The following is a 1,348-nucleotide window of genomic DNA, read 5'->3' as shown; positions in this document are numbered from 1 at the left end:
GGGAATGATCTACGCGGGTGTGGACATCGCCAAGACGGACCACGTCATAGGGGCGGTCGACGAGCGCGGGGCGGAGATGCGCCCGCCGATGCCGTTCGAGAACACCGGGGCCGGGCTCGAGAGGGCCGTCGCGTGGCTCGAGGGCCTTGCGGGGTCGCCGTCCGACGTCGTCGTGGGCATGGAGGCCACCGGCCACTACTGGATGGCGCGCTGCTCGTTCCTCGTCGCCCGGGGCTACTCGGTCGCCGTGATAAGCCCCATGCAGGTCAAGGCGGCGCGCAAGCTCAAGGGGCTCGACAAGGTCAAGAACGACCGCGTCGACGCCGGGCTCATAGCCGAGGCGCTGCGCATAGGCCAGTACGACGAGACCAGGCTCGCCACCGACGAGGTGGCGTCGCCGAGGTCGCTGTCGCGCTACCTGCAGTCGCTGCGCGGCATGGTGGCGGAGCTCAAGACCCAGTGCGTGTGCCCGATGGACGCCCACTTCCCCGAGTACGCCGGGGTGTTCTCGGACATGTTCGGGGCCGGCAGCCGCGCGGTGCTGTCCAAGTCCCCGCCGCCCTTCGAGCTGGCGCGCAGGCGCGCCGACTCGCTCGCCCGCGACATCGCCGAGGCGTCCAGGCGCGGCGGCAAGTCGTCCGGCTACGCCGCGAAGATCAAGGCCGCGGCCAAGTCGTCGATCGGCGTGAGGCTCGGCCAGGAGGCGGCCTCGTTCCGGGTCAAGTCCCTGATAAGGCAGATCGAGTTCGCGGATTCCGAGTGCGCCGGGGTCGAGGCGAGGCTGAGGTCCCTGCTCGACGAGGTCGAGCCGCTCGTGCTGACGATGCCCGGGGTGTCCTACGCCACGGGCGCCCAGATGGTCTCCGAGATAGGCGACGTGTCGCGCTTCCGCAACGCGCCCGCCCTGGTGAGCTACGCCGGGCCGAACTCGTCGGTGAGCCAGTCCGGGCAGTTCGACAGCGGCGGCGGCCCCATAACCAAGCACGGCTCGCCGTACCTTCGCCGCGCTTTGTGGCTGGCGGCCAACCGCGCCAGGCGGCACGACCCGGGGCTGCGCGCCTTCTACGACGGTAAGCGCGCCGAGGGCAAGCCCCACCGCGTGGCCGTCACGGCCGTGGCGAGGAAGCTGTGCCACATCGTGTTCGCGGTGATGCGCGACCGGGTCCCGTACGACCCGGGGAGGGAATAGGGCGATCCGAGCCAAAGGGCATCGGAGGCGGCCCCGCCGCCTGCTTCGCCATGCCCGGAAAGCGTTCGATATTCGGTTCTCAAGCTGCAACGTTCGGACAATTGACTGTTCTCGAAAACCTACGGTTTAGCCCTTGACTTCATATAGCTGGTCTCCTTT

The 1,348-nt window shown here is 69.1% G+C and carries 1 protein-coding gene; it reads left to right on the top strand.

What is annotated here, in order from left to right; all coding sequences use genetic code 11:
* Positions 1 to 1,189, top strand: a 1,189-nt coding sequence (locus DMP05_RS09615) for an IS110 family RNA-guided transposase (RefSeq protein ID WP_148039732.1), incomplete at its 5' end; no start/stop codon positions are given.
* Positions 1,190 to 1,348: the final 159 nt, after the last annotated feature.

The organism is Slackia isoflavoniconvertens (assembly GCF_003725955.1).
In the GTDB taxonomy this organism is placed as follows: Bacteria; Actinomycetota; Coriobacteriia; order Coriobacteriales; family Eggerthellaceae; genus Slackia; species Slackia isoflavoniconvertens.
This window is presented reverse-complemented; position numbering and strand designations above follow the sequence as displayed.